Here is a 21,112-nt window from a genome sequence, read left to right on the forward strand (position 1 = left end):
TGTCACGCCGGGGGTCGCGGGTTCGAGTCCCGTCCACTCCGCCACTTATTAGAAAAGCCCTGCTAGCAATAGCAGGGCTTTTTTACATTTGAAGAAAAGTGTTTTTCTCTAGCAGAATCAGTCCCACAAAGGTTTAGTCCTCAATTGGCGACCCTGCGTTTAGCGTTCTCGCTACTCCCTTCATTACGTATTAGAAACCCTAGTTTGACGACTAGGCTTTCGTCGTTTCCGATATCTGAGTTTTATTATCTGTCTCCGAGATCTTTACTTCCTATTAATTTGAACTGGCTGATAAAGATGCTTCGTTTTTAATAACAAGGTTTTGTTGGTCTGTAACTCTTGCTTTATCCCTTTTACTTCATGAATGAATCTACAGGGTTGTTACGTGAAGCCTCGGTTATAACGGTTTATAGTTGGACTATTGATGGCTATTTTGTTAATTCACCGTGACTTTAAGTGGGCATCTGTCTACGGGTAAATATCTTTAAACGCCTTTTCTCAAGGTGATCTCCATTTACTCTGGGCTTAAAGGTGTCACTTTTCTCTATGATTCCTCTTGAATCTCTTCTAAGAGCTTGTTTATAAAAATCGTAAACTACATACAGACACAATTAAAGTAGTTCTATGTGTGTTTGGGAGGCCCTAACGCACAATTTCATAGTTACTTTAATACACTTGGTTTGGTGGGGAAGGCGAGTAAGGGCTCGATAGATTATGGTTTATAAGTATCGTTGAGGTTATCTGGAGATAAACAACAGATATAAAAAAGCCGATGCTGGGCATCGGCTTCGTTGAGTTGCTTCGAGTTAAGCGGGTTGAACTAGAGCGAGCGCTTTACGAGAAACCTCGTGAGCTGCTTTCGTTAAGTTTTGCTTCTCTAGTGCGTCAGATAGATATCCGTAATCTGAAACATTTGAACGAAGTGCTAGCGCTTTCTCAAAGTGGCTTTGTGCTTCTGCCCACTTCTGTTCTCTTAGGTAGAACTGAGCCAATGCGCTGTGTGCTTCGGCATTGCCACCATCTTTACTGATGGCACGTTCTAGCATAACCACAACTGGGTGGTGATCGGCTAGATTCAGCTCTGGAAGCAACATGTAGAGCTCATTTGAACCACTCTTTGCAATGTTCTCTTTGATCACTGTGAACGCTTCTGTGTCAGCTTTACGAGCAATCAGTTGTTTCACAAAGCATGATACAAGGTGCGAACTTTGTTTCTGCTTTCTTGAAAGCTTGTTCCAATGGCTAATTAAACCTTCGCTACCTTGCTGTTGCGCGACATCATGAAGTAAACCACATTGTGCTTTCTGTTCTAATTCGCGCTGCTCATCATCTGTTAGAAGTTTGTTCTTTACTAACTTCGGCGTTAATTCTAGCAATGGCTGCCATAACTTAAGTTGCATATAGGTGGCTTTTAACAGGCCAAGTACAGCGGTGTTATTAGGGTATGTGCCTTTTAGGGTAGAAAGTGTATCGAATGCGGCTTCGTAGTTTGACTCACTGATCTGTTGTTTTGCTTTAGTTAGCTCTACCGCCAGTAGGGAGTCGTCCTGTTGGCTAGCAAGCTTGATGTACTTATCACGCTCACGTGTATTCCCTTGTTCGTGCGCCGCTTGAGAAGCGACTAAATAACAAAGTAGAGGCATGTCGTGATGGTTAGCCCAACGAGTTACCTTCTTCTCAGCGTTTTTCCAGTCACCTTCAAGCAGCTTGATGATGCCTTCGTTGGTATAACGACGAGAACGTTTCAGTTTACGAACACTGAACCAGTTCCAAGTTGTCGAGCTTGCGTACATAAGCTTTTTAAACAAGTACTCTAAGCCGAACAGAGCAGCTAGAAGAGCAATAACAAAGATAACCAGTGTTGTCACGCTCATCTCAATGGTCTTATTGGCAATTGAGATCAGAACGTAGCCTTGTTGACCAGAGAACTGAGTACCAACAATTAACCCAGCACCGAGAACGAGAAAAAGAAAAATCCAACGAATCATTATTTTTCCTCCGTGGTCATAACGGTGACTTCACGTCGTAGGCGCTCACGTATCACATCTGATAACTCATTCTGAGACTCAAGCTTTACAGGGTATTTCACAGAGATGTTCTGTTCACTTAACTGTTTAATCGCTTTCTCAAATTCAATCACTGAGTTGTTATCTTGGTTTAGGTACGCTTTCGACCACTCGCTAGCGGTATTAAGAGCTACACTATAGAGTTCACCTTGCTCTTTGTAGACGGCGCGAATAGCGGTCTCTAATTTACCTTTGATGTTTTCACGCAGGTAGAAGTGTTGCTCAGGAGATAGTAGAGGGATAACTTCGCCATCACGACTGCGGAATGTGATGAAGTTTTCTGAGAAGTCTTTCATCGACGTCATCAGGTTATTTTGCCAATCATTAATATCTTGCGATACTGCTTTTTTCTCAACAACTGCGGCTTCTGGAAGAATAGCATTGGCAAGCGGCAGCGAATCGACTTGCTGCTGAAGACTTGTGATGCGTAGAACTAAGCCATCACGGTCGATCAGAGGAATAGTGCGAAGCTTGGTAATGTCATTGGTCATTGATTGACGCAGTGACACTAAGCTAGGGTCGTTCAGTGCTGCGATACGTTGATCGGCACTTTCCATTAACTTAGTTGCGCTAACGGCATCATGCTCTAGAAACAGTTTACGTCCTGCTAGTTTCACAAGGTAATCGGCTTCGGCAAGTAACCAGTCATTCGGGCGGCGACCTTTAACGTCAGCCACTGCTAACTGTAGGCTTTGAATGCTCTTTTGCTGTTGAGACTGTACTACCTGAGCTTTCTCCACCGCGTGCGACGCTTCTTGGATAGTCTCTTGCTTGATGGTTTGCAGGTCTTTATTTACTGCAGATTGGGTATTCTGAAGTTGCGCTTGAAGAGTGGCGATTTGAGCCGAGTACTCAGAACTCTTTTGCTGCATTTGAAATGCGATACCGCCACTGAAAATAATAGAAATAGCGATCGCAATAGCACCTAGCTTGACACCGCGCTTACCTTGCTTTTCTGCTTTCTCTATTTGCTCTTTATGCTCAGCTTGAGGATGTTCATTATTAGCGGTATTTGAGACAGAGGCATCGAGCTTCTGTTCAGATTGTTTTGTCTCTGTAGAGTCAGCTTTTTCGTTTTCAACAACTACTGACTGAGTGTCTTGTTTCTTTTCAGGTTCAATATGCTCATTATTTTTTTTGCTTGTCATGCTTATTTCCTGTTTCTAGCTAGGGCCGGAGAGCAGCCAGTAATATTTGGTTCGTAGCACTGTGAGTATTGGTCACGTTCGAGAAACCGAGTTGTTGTGCTCGTTCTACAATGCGCTGGCTTGGGACAAATAGATGTCTTGTTGACAGCCAAGCCAAATACTCATCAGGGGTAATTGAGCAGAGATACTCCAATTGTTCCTGACTAGTGATGACAACTTTGGACGCTTTTTTGTTTATCCATGTTTGATAGGTATTGTGGTCGCTAATGGGAATATATTCTCTACGGTAGGTCTCACAATAAGAGACTTGTGCACCTCGATTGAGTAGGGAATCTCTAATGAGCTCACGCCCACCATTACCACGTAGTATCAAAACGGACTTATTTTCTACGCCATTAAGTTCAGTAAGTTTAAGAAGATGTTCACTATCACTAACTTGAGGGTAGTTTACTTTTTGTTTACAGACTTTGCTTAAAACGTGCGCAGTTTTTTGACCAACGCCAAGATAAAGCGGCGAAGTGGGCCAAATGGATGAGGTTTTCGAAAGGATGTTTTGAGCAGCGGTCACGGCGTGGTGACTGACTGCAATAATGATATCGCTGTTATTAAGCTGGGTGCTTAAATCCGAAGAGTTTGGATTATCAACGATACGAATCAGCGGATGATGGATTGCTTGAATTCCTTCATCCGCTAGTTGTTGGCAAAGCGATTGCCCCTCTGAACCGGGGCGAGTCACCAACACAGTCATGGTTATTCTTGGTCAGCGTAGAGTTTGGTTAGGATTTCTCTTGCACCATCATCCAGCAATTGATTTGCTAGAGTCACGCCAAGCGCTTCTGCGTCTTTACGAGGACCAGAGATCTCACCACGAACCATCTTCGAACCGTCCGGTTCACCAACTAATGCACGTAGCCAGATGTTGTTGCCATCTAATAGTGAATAGCTACCGATAGGCACCTGGCAACCACCTTCTAGAGTAAGGTTCATTGCTCGCTCGCAAAGTACACGATCAGCCGTGTCTTTATGATTCAGCGGCTCAAGAAGCTTGATTAGACGTTCATCATCTAGACGGCACTCAATACCAACAGCGCCTTGGCCTACAGCTGGTAGAGACTGTTCTGGTTCGATGAAGCTGCGAATACGCTCTTCTAGCTCTAAACGCTTAAGGCCAGCAGCAGCCAGTACGATCGCATCGTATTGACCATCATCGAGTTTACCTAGACGAGTACCAACGTTGCCGCGCAGCTCTTTGATGATTAAGTCAGGGCGAGACTCAAGTAATTGACACTGACGACGCAGGCTGCATGTACCCACGACGGCACCTTGTGGTAGCTCGTCGATATTGTTGTAGGTATTTGAAACGAAAGCATCACGAGGATCTTCACGTTCACAAATCGTCACCAGACCTAGACCTTCTGGGAAGTCTACTGGGACATCTTTCATTGAGTGAACTGCTAGGTCAGCACGACCTTCTAGCATTGCTACTTCAAGTTCTTTAACGAACAGGCCCTTACCGCCAACTTTAGCAAGCGGAGTATCGAGGATGATGTCACCTTTGGTCACCATAGTTACCAACTCAACCTCTAAACCAGGGTGAGCAGCTTGCAGTGCATCCCTTACAAAGTATGCCTGCCAAAGGGCAAGAGGGCTTTTTCTGGTCGCGATACGGATTGGTGCTGAATTTGTCATGGTGGTTCCGATATAGGTTCTGTAATAGCCTAATCCTACCATTATGAGGCGAGAATTCTTACTGTTTGATCATTCGATACTTTGATAGCTGAGAGATTTTCATTAGTTCACCAAAATAGTGTGATTGGTATCTCATTTGAAACATGGGCTATTATTAGAAATAGTCAATAAAGAGGACACTACGGCGCCGTGAGTTTAACTTTCTGTCATCAAGGAATTGACCAGTATGACGGATTCCTTTGCTTTACCACTAAGGGTAAAAGTGTTAAATTGATCACGTTTTGTTGCTGCTTTCGTTCAGTAACTAAACAGAACTGCACTTAACCTCAAACCAAGGACTTACCTTGCAGGCTTACACTCAAACTTTGATTCAACGATTAGACAATCTAAATCAGCAGCGCATTGATCGTGCGTTGGCGTTGATGAATGTGCAAGGCCAGCGAGTTTTCAACCTTATTCCCGCACTGCTTCACTTTAATCACCCGATGATGCCGGGTTATTATGACCAACAAGTTCCTTTTGGAATTCGTAGCTTCACGCTTAATGAATTCCAAAAGCAATTTGTCTCTGATACCGAATTAACGCTGGGTGGCAAACTTACCGAGGCTGCTGAACCTGCAATCCTTGGCTTGTACACCATGGGTAGTACTTCTTCTATTGGCCAAAGTACCTCAAGTGATCTTGATATCTGGGTGTGTGTGTCTCCAGATATGGATGGCGCATCTCGTGATAGCCTTACCAACAAATGTTTGCTGATTACCGATTGGGCTGAGACCTTAGGTGTGGAAGCTAACTTCTTCTTGATGGATGAACAGCGTTTCCGTTCGAATCATTCGGAAGAGATGACCGGTGATAACTGTGGTTCTTCACAGCACTTGTTACTGCTTGATGAGTTCTATCGCTCAGCGGTTCGTTTAGCCGGTCAACGTTTGTTGTGGCAAATCATTCCGCCTGAAATGGAAGAGTGCTACGACGAGTATGTTCAAGGTTTATGTCAGGACGGCTATCTTGATTGCTCGCAGTGGATCGATTTCGGTAAGCTAAATCGTATTCCCGCTGAAGAGTACTTTGGTTCAAATCTATGGCAGCTCTATAAGAGTATCGACTCTCCGTATAAATCGGTGTTAAAGGCGATCCTGTTAGAAGCCTATTCATGGGAATACCCAAACACTCAACTGCTGAGTATTGATACCAAGCGTCGCTTCTTCGCGGATGAACCGGATCTGTATGGCATGGATAGCTACTATCTGATGCTTGAGAAGGTAACGCGCTATCTAGAACGCATTAACGACCACACTCGATTGGACTTGGTGAGACGTTGTTTCTACCTTAAGACCCACGAGAAGTTGTCACGAGATGCGGGCATTGGTTCTGTTGCGTGGCGTCGTGAAGCCTTAACTGAGATGACTAAGTCTTGGAATTGGGGACATGAAACCATTGCTGAGCTCGATAACCGCCGTAACTGGAAGGTTGAGCAGGTTAAAGTGGTACACCATGCACTGCTTGATGCCTTGATGCTGAGCTATCGTAATCTGATTCAATTTGCGCGTCGCAACGACATCACTTCTGCAATTAGCCCACAAGATATTAGTATTTTGGCGCGTAAGCTTTACGCTGCGTTTGAGGTATTGCCAGGTAAAGTGACGTTACTGAATCCGCAAATCTCTCCTGATCTGCATGAACCAGACTTGAGCTTTATCGAAGTTCGTCAGGGTCAGTCGAATAAAGCCGGCTGGTACCTGTATAAGCAGCCATTGGTAGCGCATCGTATTCTTGGTCAGCCTTCACTTGAGCACCATGAGTACTTGAGTAAACTGGTTGCTTGGTCATTCTTTAATGGCTTGATTACGGAGTCGACGCGTTTGCACTCTGTGGTGCGTGATGCTCACATTGATATCGATAAGTTCTATCAAATGGTGAGCGATCTGCGTAATACGTTTTCTTTGCGTAAGCGTCGCCCGAGTATGCAAGCACTGGCGAGTCCGTGTGAGATAAGCCAGCTCGCGATGTTCATCAACTTTGAAAATGACCCAACTTCTGAGTTAAGTGGTCGTGCATTAAAAGTGGACCTCAAGAATGCTGATATCTTCAGCTTTGGTGAAGAAGGTAAGAGCTTAGTCGGCAGTGTCGATCTGGTTTATCGTAACTCTTGGCATGAAGTACGTACGCTTCATTTCCAAGGTGATACAGCAATGCTGGATGCACTTAAAACGGTTCTTGGCAAAATGCACCAAGATGCGTTGCCGCCAGAGTCGGTGGATGTGTTCTGTTACAGCAAAAACCTGCGTGGTGTGATGCGTAATATGGTGTATCAACTGCTTGCTGAGTGTATCGACTTACGATTGAAACCGATTGAACCAGAGAAGCGTCGCCGCTTTAAGGCTATTCGTTTAGCTAATAAGATGTTTGGTCTGTTCTTCGAGCGTCGTGGTGTATCGGTACAGATGTTGGAAAACTCGGTTGATTTCTACCGTAGTATCTCAACCAATAAGTTGAAGGGTTCACCTTTGCTGATGCTCGATAAAGAGCAGGAGTATCAACTGCCAGAAGTGGTGGATGGTTTTGCGAGTGAGGGTTTAATTCAGTTCTTCTTTGAAGATACCGATAAAGGTTTCAATATCTATGTATTGGACGAGTCGAATCAAGTAGAGGTGTATCACCAGTACAATGGTGAAAAAGATGAGATGATCGCGAACGTGAATTCTTTCTACACATCGGTAAAAGATGAGTCGAAGATGTCGTCTAAGTTGATTAACTTTAATCTACCTCAGTACTACCAAATCGTTCACCCAGAAGAGGGCAACTCCTACGTTGTGCCTTATCGTAACGATGCAACTTTAGCTTCTCGGAGCTCAAAGATAGTCAACATTTAGGTTATTTAGACTGATTGATACTAAAAAGGAGTGATTGATTCACTCCTTTTTAGTTTTGCTTACAAATGATTAGACCCAATCAATCTCTTCACCTGCGTGCTTCACGCATTCTTCTTTAACCATCTCAAACAGCTCCATGCCCGTCTTAGAACATGTCCATTTGTTATTGATCAGCTTGAAGTGAAAGCCACCAGATTTAGACGCTAACCAGATTTCTTTCATTGGTTCTTGGCGGTTGATAATGATTTGGCTGCGGTTCTCAAACTCGAGCGTCATTACGTTACCAGTCACTTCGTAATCAATATCTGCCTCTGATTCATCGATAGCTTCTTCGATGTTTTGCATCTGTATATCGACCAGCTGATGAAATTCAGTCTCGTTCATCCTTTCTATCCTATTGCTTTTCTTGAGTGTGGTGCGATTATAGGGGGCATTGAGTTAATAATCACGATATGCAAAATGAAAAAATTAATTACCGCTCTGTTTATGGTGTCCGTTATTGGACTTTCTGGTTGTGGTCAAACGGGTCCGTTATACGATCCTGATGAAGTTCAGCAGACTGAACAATCACAATAAGTGAAACACGCAGAAATCGTTATTTATAAGGGATAAGAACTTTGGATTACTTCAACTATCAGGAAGATGGCCAGCTTTGGGCTGAGGACGTCGCACTTTCACAACTCGCAGAGCAATATGGTACGCCGCTGTATGTATACTCTCGTGCAACATTAGAGCGTCATTGGAACGCGTTTGACTCATCGGTTGGTGAGCATCCGCACTTGGTGTGTTATGCCGTTAAAGCTAACTCGAACCTTGGCGTGTTGAATACTTTGGCTCGTTTGGGTTCAGGTTTTGACATTGTTTCTGGCGGTGAGTTAGAGCGTGTAGTAGCTGCTGGTGGCGATCCGGCAAAAGTTGTGTTCTCTGGTGTCGGTAAAACAGCTGCTGAAATGAAGCGCGCACTTGAGTTGAACATTAAGTGTTTCAACGTAGAGTCTGAGCCAGAACTTGAGCGACTGAATAAAGTTGCTGGTGAGCTTGGTGTTAAAGCGCCAATTTCATTACGTATCAACCCAGATGTTGATGCCAACACTCACCCTTATATTTCTACTGGTCTGCGTGATAACAAGTTTGGTATTGCTTTCGACCGTGCTCCAGCCGTTTATGCGTTTGCACAAACACTCGATAACTTGTCTATTCATGGTATTGATTGCCACATTGGTTCTCAGCTAACGGATATCGAACCTTTCATTGATGCTACCGATCGCCTGCTTGCACTGATCGACCAACTACGAGCTGATGGTATCAACATCAAACACCTTGATGTCGGTGGCGGATTGGGTGTGGTTTACCGTGATGAATTACCACCACAGCCTTCAGATTACGCGAAAGCCTTATTGGCTCGCCTAGAGAATCATTCTGATCTAGAGCTGATTTTCGAGCCTGGAAGAGCGATTGCTGCTAACGCTGGTGTATTATTAACAAAAGTCGAGTTCCTCAAGCCAACCGAACACAAGAACTTTGCCATCATCGATGCAGCAATGAACGACCTGATGCGTCCAGCGCTTTACCAAGCTTGGCAAGATATTGTTCCAGTTAGCCCGAGACAGGGTGAAGCCGTGACTTACGATTTGGTTGGCCCAATTTGTGAGACGGGTGATTTCCTAGGTAAAGATCGTGACCTTGTTCTTGAAGAAGGTGATCTGCTAGCAGTTCGTTCTGCGGGCGCTTATGGCTTCGCGATGTCATCTAACTACAACACTCGTTCGCGTGCGGCTGAAGTGATGGTTGATGGCGATAAAACTCATTTGGTTCGTCAGCGTGAAGAGCTTGCGAGTCTATGGGAACTTGAAAACATTCTTCCGGAGTAATTTTAAGCGTTATGCACTTCCACTTTTCTAAAATGCATGGTTTGGGCAATGATTTCATGGTCGTGGACTGCATTACTCAAAATATTTTCTTTTCTCCAGATTTGATCCGCCGTTTGGCGGATCGTCACACTGGTGTGGGTTTCGATCAGCTACTTGTGGTTGAGGCTCCTTATGATCCTGAAACTGATTTCCATTACCGCATATTCAATGCGGATGGCAGTGAAGTGGAGCAGTGTGGTAATGGGGCTCGTTGTTTTGCACGATTCGTTCGCATGAAAGGCTTAACGAATAAGTACAGTATCAACGTCAGCACCAAGAAAGGTAAAATGGTTCTCAAAATTGAAGAGAATGACCTGATCACTGTGAACATGGGTATTCCTGAGTTCGAACCAGGTAAGATTCCATTCAAGGCAAAACAGCCAGAGAAGACGTATATCCTGAGAACGGATGTACATACTTTGTTCTGTGGTGCGGTAAGCATGGGTAACCCACATGTGGTTACCGTCGTTGATGATGTCGATACTGCTGATGTGGACACCCTAGGTCCGCTTCTCGAATCACACGAACGTTTCCCTGAGCGTGTTAATGCTGGTTTTATGCAAGTGGTTAGCCGTGAAGAAGTTCGTTTGCGTGTTTACGAACGTGGCGCGGGTGAAACTCAGGCATGTGGCAGCGGATCGTGTGGCGCAGTTGCCGTTGGTATCACTCAAGGCTTACTGGCTGAGAATGTGAAGGTTCGTCTACCAGGCGGTGACTTACACATTAGCTGGCAAGGCCCGGGTAAACCTCTGTTTATGACCGGCCCGGCAACGCATGTGTTTGATGGTCAACTTTCTTGCTAATAACGATTTATAACCAATAGATTAATAAAACATAAAGGATAGGTTTTGTCTTACGTTGAAGCCGACGCACTCACCGCAGAAGTGGTCGCGGAATATTTACGTGATAACCCAGATTTTTTCCAAGACAGAAAAGATTTGGTTGATCGCCTTGCTATCAATAACGTTGAGCAGGGCGCTGTTTCTCTGGTTGAGATTCAGCTTAAACGCCAGCGTCATCGAATCGAAGAGCTTGAAGAAGAGATCACTGGCTTGATGTCGTTGGCGGCAAATAACGATAAAACCTTCTATGAGTTTATGGATCTGCAAGCGCAAGTGCTGAAATGCAGTGACTTCATGCAGGTGATAAAGGCCGTTGAACAAAAAGCGTTAGACCTTGGGCTTAAGGCTCATGTTCGAATTCTTTCACAATCGGGTTTTTATCATTTAAGTGCTGAGGGCTACTCTAAGTTTTCGCTGAACCATTTCAATGGCAAAGATGCTTATCTTGGGCGCTTGAGAAAAGCCGACAGACACGATTTGTTTGGTGATTATCCAGTTCCAGAGCTAGGCTCTTATGTAGTACTACCGCTTGCTAAGCAGTCTCCATTGGGGTTGCTCGCCTTTTCTAGTGAAGAAGGCGGACATTTCCAACCCCATATGGATACGCTCTTTTTACGTCATTTAGCACTTGTTGTCGCTCATTTGGCGGACACCTTACCTTGGCAGATAAATAATGAGCCTAGAGCCCAAAATACCTCTTCCTAACAGCCTTCAAAAGCCACTTTCTCGCTTCTATGAGTATCTCAGAAGCGAGAAGGGACTCAGCCTACACACTCAACGTAATTACAAACAACAACTTGAAACTATGGCCGGTCATTTAGTCACGCTAGGGCTAAAGGATTGGGGCCAGGTCGATGCAGCGTGGGTAAGACAACTTGCCAGTAAAGGCATGCGTGAGGGAATGAAAGCAAGCAGCATTGCAACACGCTTATCTTCACTGCGCAGTTTCTTTGATTTTCTTGTGTTGCGTGGAGAAATGACGGCCAATCCAGCCAAAGGTGTTTCTGCTCCACGTAAACAGCGTCCTCTGCCTAAAAACCTCGATGTTGATGAGGTTGGACAGTTGCTTGATGTTAACGAGGACGACCCACTGTCGATTCGTGACCGCGCGATGATGGAAGTGATGTATGGCGCTGGGTTACGACTGGCAGAACTGGTCGGTATTAACCTCAAAGATGTGTTGGGTCGCCAGGGTGAAATCCGAGTCATCGGTAAAGGCGATAAAGAACGCAAAGCGCCTTTTTCTGGTTTAGCTAAAGAGTGGGTCGATAAATGGCTTAAAGTTCGTGGTGAGTTGGCTTCACCGGGTGAAACCGCACTGTTTGTCTCGAAGTTAGGGACTCGTATTTCTCATCGAAGCGTGCAAAAACGTATGGAAGAGTGGGGAAAGAAGCAATCTGTCGCGAGCCACATCAGCCCGCATAAACTGCGTCACTCCTTTGCAACGCATGTGCTAGAGTCGAGCCAAAACCTTCGTGCTGTTCAAGAATTGCTTGGCCATGAAAACATCTCGACGACCCAAGTGTATACCCACTTAGATTTCCAACACTTAGCACAAGCTTATGATCAGGCTCACCCGAGAGCGCGTAAGAAGAACAAAGATTAGATTTAAGGGTTTACTATGCGAATTTATCGAGGGTTAAAGCCCATCAAAGCCATGACCTTTGACTTAGATGACACCCTGTATGACAACTGGCCTGTGATCATGAAGGTTGAGAAGGAGATGGCACAGTGGCTTTATCAAAAGCACCCAGTGTCGGCTTCTTTATCGCTCGAAGAGTGGCAGGGCATTAAGCAGCAAATCGCCTCTGAAAACCCAGCTTTGAAACATGATGTCACAGTATGGCGTGAAACTCAGATTAAAAGTGGTTTGCTGCAATTGGGTTATTCTCAGCAGCAAGCAGAACAAGCGGCTCGAGAAGGTATTGAGCATGCATTATGGCTACGTAATCAAGTCAATGTTCCTGACGAAACGCATCGTGTGATGACTGAGCTTAGTCAAGGTATTCCTCTAGTTGCGATTACTAATGGTAATGTCGACCCACACAAAATTGGCTTAGGGCAGTACTTTCAATTAATCCTTAAAGCTGGCCCTGATGGAAGAGCTAAACCCTGCCCAGATATGTTTGAAAAAGCTCAGCAACACCTAGATTGTGACGCTGAGAATATTCTTCATGTTGGTGATCACCTCAAAACGGATGTCTATGGAGCCAAGCAAAATGGCTTCCAAGCGTGCTGGTTTAATGACACTGGTTCCAATTTATACCTCTCTTCGAAGGCGAGCGTGCTCCCTGATGTTGAAATAGACCAACTTAGCGATCTTATGCGACTAATTTAATGGCTTGGTAAGCTTATTGTGTCGCATTTATGATAGTGAATTGTTACATTAGTCGCCTATAAAAGCCTGATTAGGCTAGGATAATTGGCGGCTACTTTTTATCGATTCATTTCAGTCATAGCAGTGGTTGCGGGTTCTCTACTCCATTAGAATTTGAACAAGGGTTGGCATGCAAACATTTACATTTCTCGCAAATACTGAGGCGTTGTTTAGAGCTCAACTTGATCAGCGAGAATGGTGTGACAGCAAACAGTACCTTATCCAAATTTTCTCAGCTCAATCTTCAGATCTAGCTCGTCAAATCGCGAGTGTTGCTCTCAATCGTTTAAACAATGCGACGCTAATTGGTCAGAGTGCTCGTCATGTTATCTGTGATAATTGCCTTGAAAGTGCATGCACCTTAGTCATCATCAGTGAGTTCAACGAAACCCATCTAACCTCGGCAGTCCAGCCTTTTACGGGTAATCCAAATCAAGATAGCCAAGACTTAGCTTTGCAACTGCACCTTACCGAAGGCACCAAAACGGTCATCAGTTTGTGCGATCAGGTCGAAGGGCGTGATTACCCTATCTATAGCGCTTTTGAAAACCTGCCTTACGCATTGCCGATTGCTGGTGGACTGTGCCATGAGAATGAATTTGGCCGTTGGGTTATGTATAACGAGCAAACCTACCAGCATGCCTGTGTTGCTGTGGCTCTGACTAACCCAAGATTGAAGGTTTGGTCGGATGCGTACTCTGAGTGGAACCCGATTGGGATGAAACTGCGAGTCACACATGCGGTCGGAAATCGCTTATACGCGTTGAATGACAAGCCGGCGATTGAAGTATTCAAACATTACCTTGCGGATGGCAAAGACCTTCCTTTTAGCCAACTGATGAGCTTTCCACTTTATCGAGAACTTGGCAGAAAGAAGGGTATTTCAACACCTCTACGCATTAATGATGATGGCAGTATCGAGTTTGATAGCCCTTGGCATGTCGGTGAAGAGGCGCAGTTTTGTTATAACCACCCCTCTTTGAGCGCTGAAAAGGTGCGTCACGGTGCCGAGATGCTAGCCATGCATCAGCCTGAGTCGGTGATCATTTATAACTGTGTATCTCGACTTGAGTTTATCGACAGTAAACTTGAGCTTAAGCCATTTGAAGGGATAGTGAATACATGTGGTGCCTACTGCATGGGTGAGCTATACCGCAATGAAGACCGCCAAGAGATACTGCACCACAGCCTGACTTATATCGCTATGCGCGAGTCTGACGAGGTTAAAGAGTTTCGTTGTGAAGATTTTCAGTGTGGCTCAACAGTGTCGCCATTGCTTAACTTGGTCAGAAATGCAGTCGCTGATCTTGACAGTATGAATACCCAGATGGAGAAAAAACTCCATCAACAAGCGCGTCGCTTAACCGAGAGCTATCGCATTGACTCACGCACTGGCTTACCGAACCGTATTGTATTAAAAGAGCGCCTCAATACGATTCTATTTAGTGAACACTTACTCACGTTAAAGCTCACGAATTTCCATCAAGTTAACGAAAAATACGGCTATCAGGTGGGTGACCAGTTACTGCTTGACCTGTCTAATCACTTTATTGAGCGATTGCAGCTTCGTGTCGTGAAGGAGCCTCGCGTGAAGGTTGAGCTGTTCAGTATTGGGGTCGGAGAGTGGGCGATTATCTTTAACGCCAGTGTTGGTAGTACAAAAATAAAAGAAGGTTTCGTTGAGTTTGCCGATGACATCGAACACATAAATTTTGAGCCGTATGGTTTGGCTGATATTGATTACCTGTCAGTTTCTCTGTGTGGCGGCTTTGCTAGTCGTTGTGATTTCTTAACCGACAGCGGTGACGAGATCTTATTGAAAGCGATCGAAGCTCGACGTTATGGGGTGCGGAACAATACCCACATCACCAATGCCAAAGACATTCAGGTGAGCGAAGAGGACCGCAAAGAGCAGCTCGGTTGGTTGAGCTGTGTGAGCCGTGCGATTTTAGATCAGAACATCATTACCTACTCTCAGCCGATTGTGGAATCGGGCACTCACGAAATGATTGGCCAAGAGTGTTTAGTCAGAATCATGGAGTCGGACGGTACTATTGTGGCACCAGGAAAGTTCTTACCTATCATTGCCGACACGCACCTCTACACACGCCTTAGTCGACATATGATTAAGAGCACTATCGGTTATATGGCGGATAAACAGAGTTCGTTCTCTATCAATCTATCCCCACAAGATTTGTTGAGTGACAAGACGCTTGAGGTACTCGAGGCTGCGATCAGTGGTATGAACGATCCCACTCGACTTGGCTTAGAGGTTTTGGAATCTGAGCAAATCAAGGATTATGGCCGCATGATAGAGGTGTGTGATCACTTCCGTGCACTCGGGGCGAGAATCATTGTTGATGATTTTGGCTCTGGTTACTCCAATATTGATGAGATCATTAAGCTTGAGCCACAGATTATTAAGCTCGACGGTAGCTTGATTCGTAATATCGACAAAGACCAAAAACAAAGAAATATCGCTTCTCAGTTGGTTCGCTTATGCCAAGTGTTCAATGCTAAGACGGTTGCTGAATTTGTCCATAACCAACAGGTTTGTGAGATAGCAGAACAAATGGGTGTCGATTATCTGCAGGGTTATTACTTTGGTGAGCCTAAGCGATTGTTTTAGTTATTAATACTCATGGGTTATCATGCCGGCTGGTTTCGAAAATGCTCAATCACCATTGATGTCTGCTTTGTAGTGGAATAAGTGATGTCTAACTAACGTCACATTATTTATAAGACGATTGTAAGTATTCCGTGCAAGCCTTATCTATAATAAGCACAATAATAAATCATTAACCTAGCGATTAATGTGAATATGCAGTCGACTTCTCTCCTGATACAAGACATTGAGCAAACCCAACGTGAATTGGAAAAGATAGATTTTCATCAACACGAAAACCTACTAATTCAGGTGTTTTCGTCTTTCGAGAAAGGTTCTGTTGCGGCTGCCTGCCAAGTGATTCAATCGACTTTCCCCAATGCCAAACTGATTGGTTGCAGTGCTAACCACTACATCAGCCAAGGCGTCATCCTGCACCAAGGTCTTTATCTGATTGTTACCCGCTTTGACGCGACGTCTTACTCTTGTGGTGTTGTCGAATATAGCGAGCAACCATTGGTCGATAGCCACGCTATGTGGCAACAGCTTGAGTGCAATGATAATACTCAAAGCATCATCTGTTTCGCAGACTGCTTGCAGATAAATAACCGAGTTCTATTTTCAGCGTTTGAGCAGTCGAGATATTTATTACCTATCTGTGGCGGTGCATCGACCATCACAGATAATGGACGATGGGTGATGCTAAACGGTATTTGCTATGAAAATGCCTATGTGATGTTGGCGCTGCACAGTGCAGAGCTATCCATCACTAAAGGTTATTTCACTGAATGGAACCCTATTGGCCGGACTTTCAGAGTGACAGGAGCCCAAGATAACTGGTTGGTTGAATTGGATGGTATACCTGTTCGTGAGCTCTACAATCGTTACCTCGCTGATGGCCTTGAATTGCCTTTTGAGCAACTGCATAATTTTCCTTTGATGGTTGGTGATCCGAAAGAGCAAAGGATTCACTTACCGCTCAAGGTGACGGAATATGGAGAGATAGAGTTCAGTGGCCAATTCCAAGTGGGTGATGAGGTCCGGTTTTGTTATGACCATCCCTCATTGACCCTGGAGCAGGTCCGACTGGGGGTTCAACAACTTGCCTCTCATAAGCCGGAACAGTTTTTTATCTATAACTGTATCTCTCGCATCGACTTTATTGATGGCAACCAAGAGGTTGAGGTTTTCCAGAAGCTGGCCGACAGCTATGGCGTGTACTGCATGGGAGAACTCTATCAAGAGAATGACCAACAGCGAATCTTGCACCATAGCCTTACTTACCTCGCATTAAGAGAAGGCGAGGGTAAGGTAGTATTGCCATTAGATACACAACCCGCGACCAATATATCCCCTCTGTTTTCATTGATCCGAAATGCACTGCTTGATGTCGATGACATGAACAACAGCATGGCGAGTAAGATTCAGCAACAAGCCACCGCGTTAACTGCGAGCTACCGAATTGATCACCGTACTGGCTTGCCTAATCGAAGTGTATTGCGTGAGAAGCTGTCGAAGATGAGCAGTGATAGCCACTTGTTAGCTTTGAAGGTCACGACCTTTGGTCAGATCAATGAAAAGTACGGCTATCGAGTGGGTGACAAGCTTCTGCATGACTTGAGTGAGTATTTTCAAAAGGCGCTGTGGCAGTTCTTTGATGAGGGATGTCAGCTCTACAGTATCGGTATTGGTGAGTGGGCAGTGGTGTTCGATAGCTGGGCGAGCCAAGAACATATTCATCAGCGATTCTCGGAGTTTGCCGATCAAACCGAGCATGTAAATTTCGAACCTACAGGTTTACCCGATATTGATTACTTGTCGGTGTCTATCTGTGCGGGTATTGCCAGCCGTCGAGATTTTCCAACGACCTCTATTGATGACTTATTATTGAAGGCGATTGATGCGAGGCGCAGTGCCGTCAGCCAGAATAAACACTTAGTGAGTGCTAAGACGTTAATTCAACTGGAGAAGCATCGCCAAGAACAACTTGGTTGGCTGTCGTGCGTGAGTCGCGCTGTGCTTAATCAGAATATTGTGGCGTGTTCTCAACCGATTGTTTCGGCGCATAGCCATCAGGTAGAGAGCTACGAGTGCTTGGTTCGAATTGAAGAAGACGGTCAGTTGATTGCACCGGGTAAGTTTTTGCCAATCATAGAAGGAACGCACCTCTATACACGCCTCAGTCGTCAGATGATAACGCGCACCTTTGATTTTATGAGTCAGCGAACCGATTCGTTCTCAATTAATTTAGCGCCACAAGATTTCAGCAATGAGAAAACCATTCTTCATCTTGAACAAGCCATCAAGAAAATCAGTCACCCACAGCGTATTGGTTTAGAAGTGTTGGAAACGGAACAAATTCAGGATTACGGTCGCTTGATTGAGGTGTGTAACCACTTCCGTGATCTTGGTGTGAATATTATTGTCGATGACTTTGGTTCAGGCTATTCGAACATTGATGAGATATTGAAGCTAGAACCACAAGTCATAAAGCTTGATGGTAGTCTAATTCGCAATATCGATACGGATAAAAAGCAACGTAAGATAGCGCAACAGCTGGTGAGCTTATGTCAGATTCTGAATGCTAAGACGGTGGCGGAGTTCGTACATAATGAACAGGTGTGTCGAATCGCAGAGGATATGGGTGTCGATTACCTGCAAGGTTACTACTTTGGTCAGCCTCAACGCTTATTCTGATAGGGAGAGTAAAATCTCTTTTCAACGAACAGCCAGAGTGTGCGTTTCACGTGAAACACTAAATGGTTCAATAGATTAAAGTCCGATGTAAAAAGGGTGAGCTCATGGCTCACCCTTTTTGTTTTTAGTATCTGTCCCGTCCTGAAATGTGTTTATTGCCTTCCCGCGCGCCTGCTTGGTCTATTTGAGGGCATGGCCACACTTGTCGGCATGGAATACCTTTAGATACTGTTGGTAGTAGTCATCAATGAGTTTGGCAGGTTCACCCTCACCTAAAGACTTGAGTAACTCAACGCCCACCTCGCAAGTACACAAGTGGCCACTGTCTTGATTACGGCGCAAGGTGTATGAAGATACGCTAATGATGTCGAGGTGAACTTGTGGAACGGCTTGTAACCATGAGCTCTTGTTAAGCATCTTCTTCGCTTCTTGCCATGTGCCATCTAAGATGATGAATAGCGGTTTACGACTCAGGGCTTGGGTCATCACAGCTTGCTGGCACTCGATACTTTTATCACTTGGGAATAACAGAAACGGTTGCCGTGTTTCATCGTCAAGCAGCGCCATTAGCTCCGCTGGTGGTGTTTTCCTTTGCCATACAAGGGACCGACACTGATCAAGGGATTGCTGAAGCAGCTTTCCGGTATTGGTATCGCGCGACAGTTCATTCTCATGAGTGAGCAGTACAAGATCGATTTGGCTTTCGACACTAGGTATCAGGTGACAAATACATTGGTGAGTGAAGCCACAACCAGGGCAAGCTTGTAGGTTACTCATGTTTACAGCTTAACCCCACTTTGTGCAGGTGAGATACCATCAGCAAACAAAACCACATCGCTGATATCAGCATCATTTGCAACTGGAGCGACACTTGGGTTGAGTGGGTAGCTGACACCAGAGTATGACAGTGTGTGTTTCGCTGGTGTTGCACCGCCGCCGCTGACATTGAAGATCAGATCTTGCCAGCCGTGGTTTTGTGATTTACCTAAGCGTATGTCGCCCTTAACCAATGTCACTCGGCTATTGAAGCGCCAGTTATCTTGATGATTTTCGAAAATCAGCAGTGTACAGCCACCAGAGCCACACCAATCGAGCTGGGCAAACAGTTCTTCTTTACCATCGCCATTTAAGTCGTAGGTTAACCAGCGGTACTTAGTATTGTCTGGTGAGGTGTTATTGATCTTAAAGTATTCGCGGATCGCTTGGTCAACTTTTTGATCAAGTTGATCGCTAGAGTTGACCTGCTTTGCGGTTAGATCCACGGCCGTGGTCGTGTTCACTTGTGCCTGTTCACTCTTGGCCTCAAATAGCACCAGACCACCATTGGCAATCGGATAGACAACGTTGCCCACTTTTTCTTTCTCAGCGACCAGCTTACCGTTATTGAGCGTGAAGATACGCTCTGAGATCAGGTATTGCTGCTGGTGGCGAGTCATAACCACTTGAACCTGATTTTGGTTGAGTTGCTGCCAGAAGCCTTGTTCAACAATCGAAGGATCGCCATTGCTGTAAGAGTAAGTCGTAATGGCGCTGTGGTCATCGTTGAGCTCTAGGTTAATTGAGAACCCAGAGTTTTGTGTTGAGCTTGCGAAGTAGAGTCCGCTCCAGTCCAGAGTTGGATCTTGGTTAGATACTGTTGCACAACCGTTGTATTTGTTGTCATTAAGGTTGAGTTTCGCTTCCCAGCCATAGATCGAATCGCTCATGCCGTCGCTGCAACTCTCTTTTGTAAGGTTGAGTTTGCCTTGCGCTGCTTTACCTTCTAATTGGTAATCACGACTGCTTGGTGTGGTGCGGCTTGATTCAATATCGAGGATCTGTGGCTGTTCGCCCATCTTAGTGTATTTGAGCTGGTCTTTATCGAAGCTTGCTGACCAGAAAGGTTCATTGCCGAATACACGTGTTGAACGCAAGGGTTGCTCACAACGATCAGGGTTTTCTGCGGTTAGGATATTCACTTGATCAACCACGAAACGTGCCGTGAAATCTGCGTTATACCCTGTTTGGCTCGGTACGGTTAGATGACCAATCAGCTCGCCGTATAAGGCTTGGTAAGGTCTCGCTGAGAGCCCTTGCGCTTCTAATGCGAGTTCTGGTGTTAAATCTAACCAGTATTGTTGTTGGCTACCGCAAGGGGTGAAGGTTCGGCTTTCGTGGCCAACCACAACCTGACCACGCATGATGAAGGTTTGCGGTTGAATGCTCAGTGGCTCATCCAAGGTTGTTGGTGGAACTTCAGATTGTTGCGGCGTATCTGGCGCCGTTACACAACCTTGTAGCGCGAATGCGACTAGCCATGTCACTGGGTTTTTCATTACCTTCATGTTATATCTTCCTCGGAGCAACCGTTAATTGGATTTATTATGGCATATTGGTTATTTAAAACAGAACCCGACACCTTTTCTATTCAGACTCTTAGAGTACAAAAAACCTCTTGTTGGGAGGGTGTACGCAACTATCAGGCTCGAAACATGATGCGTGATGATGTCAAGCTTGGAGACTTGGTGATGATATACCACTCATCATGTAAAAAAGTTGGCGTAGCAGGGATCGCAAAAGTAACCAGAGAAGCCTACCCAGATCATTTTCAATTCGATCCCGAGAGTGATTACTACGATCCTAAATCTTCTCCTGATAATCCTCGCTGGATTATGGTGGATGTCGAGTTTGTACGAGTGACTGAGCGTTTGATTCCCTTAGCAACATTGAAAGCCATGCCAGAGCTATCAGAAATGCCATTGGTGAAGCGCGGTAATCGCTTGTCCATCATGCCTGTTACTGAACAGGAGTGGCAGGCCATCTTAAGCAAAGAAGTACTCGGTTCTCGCTAACCTTAGAGGAAGCTTTTAGCGTAAGGTTCAAAAAAGGCAGCCATTGGCTGCCTTTATGTTTTTATTGGGACTGC

The 21,112-nt window shown here is 45.1% G+C and carries 17 protein-coding genes; 10 read left to right on the forward strand and 7 right to left on the reverse strand.

Annotated elements, in window-relative coordinates; genetic code table 11:
• Window positions 1–806: 806 nt before the first annotated feature.
• The 4 genes from ACED45_RS14805 to hemC are packed head-to-tail and all read right to left on the reverse strand — an operon-like array spanning window position 807 to window position 4,903.
• The gene (locus tag ACED45_RS14805) at window positions 807–1,988 is read right to left on the reverse strand and encodes a heme biosynthesis protein HemY (protein ID WP_371714353.1); all 1,182 of its coding nucleotides are present in this window, start codon (window positions 1,986–1,988) and stop codon (window positions 807–809) included.
• Window positions 1,988–3,214, reverse strand: a complete 1,227-nt coding sequence (locus ACED45_RS14810; protein WP_371714354.1) for a uroporphyrinogen-III C-methyltransferase — start codon at window positions 3,212–3,214, stop codon at window positions 1,988–1,990. The genes ACED45_RS14805 and ACED45_RS14810 overlap by 1 nt, the downstream gene beginning before the upstream one ends.
• Before the next feature lie 19 nt (window positions 3,215–3,233).
• Complete coding sequence (locus ACED45_RS14815) at window positions 3,234–3,962, reverse strand: uroporphyrinogen-III synthase (protein WP_132982608.1); 729 nt, start codon at window positions 3,960–3,962, stop codon at window positions 3,234–3,236.
• A 2-nt stretch (window positions 3,963–3,964) separates the two neighbouring features.
• Entirely contained in the window at window positions 3,965–4,903 is a 939-nt protein-coding gene (hemC, locus tag ACED45_RS14820; protein WP_019825210.1) for a hydroxymethylbilane synthase, read from the reverse strand.
• A gap of 344 nt (window positions 4,904–5,247) precedes the next feature.
• Between hemC and ACED45_RS14825 the strand changes: the two genes are divergently transcribed.
• Window positions 5,248–7,776 (forward strand): class I adenylate cyclase, encoded by a 2,529-nt coding sequence (locus ACED45_RS14825; protein WP_371714355.1) that lies wholly within the window; start codon window positions 5,248–5,250, stop codon window positions 7,774–7,776.
• 69 nt (window positions 7,777–7,845) lie between these two features.
• On the opposite strand, the gene cyaY is transcribed toward ACED45_RS14825, so the two are convergent.
• A complete protein-coding gene (gene cyaY, locus ACED45_RS14830) occupies window positions 7,846–8,160 on the reverse strand; it encodes an iron donor protein CyaY (RefSeq protein ID WP_132982606.1) in 315 nt (104 codons plus the stop codon).
• 75 nt (window positions 8,161–8,235) lie between these two features.
• Between cyaY and lptM the strand changes: the two genes are divergently transcribed.
• The 8 genes from lptM to ACED45_RS14870 all read left to right on the forward strand — a co-directional run bounded on the left by lptM (window position 8,236) and on the right by ACED45_RS14870 (window position 18,207).
• On the forward strand, window positions 8,236–8,352 hold the full coding sequence (lptM, locus tag ACED45_RS24080; protein WP_407829960.1) for an LPS translocon maturation chaperone LptM: 117 nt from the start codon (window positions 8,236–8,238) through the stop codon (window positions 8,350–8,352).
• Between the two features lie 41 nt (window positions 8,353–8,393).
• Window positions 8,394–9,647: a diaminopimelate decarboxylase gene (gene lysA / locus ACED45_RS14840; protein ID WP_061019782.1), complete on the forward strand. Its 1,254-nt coding sequence runs from the start codon at window positions 8,394–8,396 to the stop codon at window positions 9,645–9,647.
• Window positions 9,648–9,658: 11 nt separating this feature from the next.
• The gene (gene dapF / locus ACED45_RS14845) at window positions 9,659–10,489 is read left to right on the forward strand and encodes a diaminopimelate epimerase (RefSeq protein WP_371714356.1); all 831 of its coding nucleotides are present in this window, start codon (window positions 9,659–9,661) and stop codon (window positions 10,487–10,489) included.
• 45 nt (window positions 10,490–10,534) lie between these two features.
• The gene (locus ACED45_RS14850; RefSeq protein WP_132982604.1) at window positions 10,535–11,233 is read left to right on the forward strand and encodes a DUF484 family protein; all 699 of its coding nucleotides are present in this window, start codon (window positions 10,535–10,537) and stop codon (window positions 11,231–11,233) included.
• On the forward strand, window positions 11,202–12,134 hold the full coding sequence (gene xerC, locus ACED45_RS14855; protein WP_017061015.1) for a tyrosine recombinase XerC: 933 nt from the start codon (window positions 11,202–11,204) through the stop codon (window positions 12,132–12,134). The genes ACED45_RS14850 and xerC overlap by 32 nt, the downstream gene beginning before the upstream one ends.
• Window positions 12,135–12,149: 15 nt before the next feature.
• The gene (gene yigB / locus ACED45_RS14860; RefSeq protein WP_017071800.1) at window positions 12,150–12,866 is read left to right on the forward strand and encodes a 5-amino-6-(5-phospho-D-ribitylamino)uracil phosphatase YigB; all 717 of its coding nucleotides are present in this window, start codon (window positions 12,150–12,152) and stop codon (window positions 12,864–12,866) included.
• A gap of 169 nt (window positions 12,867–13,035) precedes the next feature.
• Window positions 13,036–15,534, forward strand: a complete 2,499-nt coding sequence (locus ACED45_RS14865; protein WP_371714357.1) for a bifunctional diguanylate cyclase/phosphodiesterase — start codon at window positions 13,036–13,038, stop codon at window positions 15,532–15,534.
• A gap of 192 nt (window positions 15,535–15,726) precedes the next feature.
• The gene (locus tag ACED45_RS14870) at window positions 15,727–18,207 is read left to right on the forward strand and encodes a bifunctional diguanylate cyclase/phosphodiesterase (RefSeq protein ID WP_371714358.1); all 2,481 of its coding nucleotides are present in this window, start codon (window positions 15,727–15,729) and stop codon (window positions 18,205–18,207) included.
• Window positions 18,208–18,387: 180 nt separating this feature from the next.
• Here ACED45_RS14870 and ACED45_RS14875 read toward each other — a convergent pair whose 3' ends face one another.
• Window positions 18,388–18,984: a tRNA-uridine aminocarboxypropyltransferase gene (locus ACED45_RS14875; RefSeq protein ID WP_146489794.1), complete on the reverse strand. Its 597-nt coding sequence runs from the start codon at window positions 18,982–18,984 to the stop codon at window positions 18,388–18,390.
• Window positions 18,985–18,986: 2 nt separating this feature from the next.
• Window positions 18,987–20,531: a COG3650 family protein gene (locus tag ACED45_RS14880; protein ID WP_371714360.1), complete on the reverse strand. Its 1,545-nt coding sequence runs from the start codon at window positions 20,529–20,531 to the stop codon at window positions 18,987–18,989.
• Window positions 20,532–20,570: 39 nt separating this feature from the next.
• On the opposite strand from ACED45_RS14880, the gene ACED45_RS14885 reads away from it, so the two are divergent.
• Window positions 20,571–21,038: an EVE domain-containing protein gene (locus ACED45_RS14885; RefSeq protein WP_017633148.1), complete on the forward strand. Its 468-nt coding sequence runs from the start codon at window positions 20,571–20,573 to the stop codon at window positions 21,036–21,038.
• Window positions 21,039–21,112: the final 74 nt, after the last annotated feature.

It is taken from the genome of Vibrio crassostreae (assembly GCF_041439375.1).
Lineage (GTDB): Bacteria > Pseudomonadota > Gammaproteobacteria > Enterobacterales > Vibrionaceae > Vibrio > Vibrio crassostreae_D.